Annotated in this window: 2 protein-coding genes; one reads left to right on the forward strand and one right to left on the reverse strand. The window is 74.0% G+C overall.

Features of this window, described 5'->3' with window-relative positions:
* Nucleotides 1–2,055: glycoside hydrolase family 31 protein (locus AOK23_RS37635; protein ID WP_055716971.1), on the forward strand; the 2,055-nt coding region annotated here is incomplete at its 5' end.
* A 13-nt stretch (nt 2,056–2,068) separates the two neighbouring features.
* Here AOK23_RS37635 and AOK23_RS37640 read toward each other — a convergent pair.
* Nucleotides 2,069–2,395: NUDIX domain-containing protein (locus AOK23_RS37640; protein ID WP_240496737.1), on the reverse strand; the 327-nt coding region annotated here is incomplete at its 5' end.

Raw genomic sequence — 2,395 nt, forward strand, 5'->3', positions numbered from 1 at the left:
GATCCGCGGGCCGAGCTGGAGCCGGACAAGGACGGCGGCTGGCGGGTCGTGGCCGAGCGGGTGACGGTCGTGGTGTCACGGCACGGGGCGGTGGAGGTGTGTACGCCCGGTGGGGTGACCTTGCGGCGCGATCTGCCGCCCCGTTGGTGGGAGCCGGTGGGCGGGGGCGAGGCGAGGTGGACGCAGCGCTCGGAGGTCGCGGCCGATGCCCGGTTCTTCGGTCTGGGTGGGCGCGCGGCAGGGCCCCGGCTGCGTGACGGAACGTATCGGCTGTGGAACACGGATCCCGGGCACGCGTTCGAACCTGGTGATGATCCGCTGTACATCACGATGCCGGTGCAGATGGTGGTGGCCGACGCGGGGACGCATCTGGTGTTCCACGACTCCACGTGGGACGGCACGGTGACGTTGCGCGGGGGCGAGGAGGGCGCTGGGTCGGGGCACGACCGGGTCGGCACGTCGGAGCTGCGGATGTCCGGGGGGCCGCTGCGCTGCTGGGTGATCGTCGGTACTCCCGCGCGCGTGCTGCACGCGTGGGCGGCGCTCACGGGCGCTCCGGCGCTGCCGCCGGCGTGGGCGCTCGGGCACCATCACGCGCGGTGGGGGTTCGGCAGCGAGCAGGAGGTGCGGCGGGTCGTCGCGGGGTACCGGGAGCACGGGCTGCCGCTCGACGCGATCCATCTGGACATCGACCACTTCGACGGCCACCGGGTGTTCACGGTGGACGCCGAGCACTTCCCGAAGCTGCCGGACCTCGCCGAGGAGCTGCGGGGGCAGGGCATCCGGCTGGTGTCGATCGTCGACGCGGCGGTCAAGGCGGAGCCCGGCAACGCCGTGTACGACAGCGGGACGGCGGAGGACGCGTTCGTGCGGGATGCCGCCGGGCGGGTCGTGGAAGGTCTGGTGTGGGCCGGGGAGTCGGTCTTCCCGGACTTCACGCGGGCGCGTACGCGCGCGTGGTGGGGCGGTCTGTACGAGGAGAGGCTCACGCGGGGCTTCACCGGTTTCTGGCACGACATGAACGAGCCGACGTCGTTCGTGGCGTTCGGGGAGAACACGCTGCCGCGGTCGGCCCGGCACGATCTGGAGGGCCGGGGCGGCGACCATCGGCAGGCGCACAACGTGTACGCGCTGTGCATGGCGCGGGCCGGCTACGAGGGGCTGCGTGAGCTGGTGCCCCAGGAGCGGCCGTTCGTGTTCTCGCGTTCCGGGTGGGCCGGGATGCAGCGGTACGGGGGCGCGTGGTCCGGGGACGTGGCGACGGGCTGGCCGGGGCTGCGGGCGTCGCTGTCGCTGGTGCTGGGGCTCGGACTGTGCGGGGTGCCGTACTCGGGTCCGGATGTGGGCGGTTTCGACGGGAGCCCGTCGGCGGAGCTGTTCCTGCGGTGGTTCCAGCTGGGGGCGTATCTGCCGTTGTTCCGCACGCACGCGAGCATGCGGGCGGGGCGCAGGGAGCCGTGGGAGTTCGGGGACGAGGTCGTCGAGCACGCGCGCGTGGCGCTCGTCGAGCGGCGGCGGCTGCTGCCGTACTTCATGACGCTGGCCCACTGGGCGCGGCGTACCGGGGCGCCCTATGTGCGGCCGGTGTGGTGGGGTGCGCCGGAGAACAGGGCGTTGCGGGACTGTGAGGACGCGTTCCTGCTGGGTGGCTGCCTGCTGGTGGCGCCGGTGCTGGATCCGGGTGTGGACCGGCGTGCGGTGCAGCTGCCGCGGGGGCGCTGGTACGACACGGTGACCGGGAAGGCGTACCAGGGGCCCGGGCAGGTGGTGGTCGACGCGCCCTTGTCGCGGATCCCGGTTCTCGCGCGCGCGGGTGCCGTGGTGCCGGTCCGGGGCGCCGACGGCGGCCTGGAGCTGGAGGTGTGGGCACCCGCGCGCGGGCGGACGGGGGGCGGGCTCGTGGTGCCGGACGCGGGCGACGGCTGGGACGAGCCGGAGGTCGAGCGGTACACGACGCGCTGGGAGGGGCGGCGTGTGGTGGTGGAGCGGGACGGGGCCGAGGGGCCGATCGAGCCCGCGTACCCGGTGCGGGTCCGGGGACTCGACCAGGACTGAGCGCGGGTTCGGCTCAGATGTAGCGGCCGTCGAAGAACGCCTGTACCGCCAGGGTGTGCAGCGGGAAGGCGAGTTCGGTCGGTCTGCGCAACAGGTGCCAGCCCTCCGTCTCGTCGGTGGCCGCGGGCGGCGGGAGGTTGGCTGCCGGGCGTTCGGGGAGCAGCCCGAACAGGAGCAGGTGGCCGTCGGGTGAGCTCATGGCGTCGGCGAGGCGGACATCGCGGTCGGCCGCGCAGATGCCCGTCTCCTCCTTGAGCTCGCGGACGACGGCGTGCCGCCAGTCCTCCCGGTGGTCGATGAAGCCGCCGGGCAGGGCGGTGCCCCCGCGCGCGGGGGCGAT

The sequence above is a fragment of the Streptomyces torulosus genome (assembly GCF_001419765.1).
GTDB lineage: Bacteria > Actinomycetota > Actinomycetes > Streptomycetales > Streptomycetaceae > Streptomyces > Streptomyces torulosus.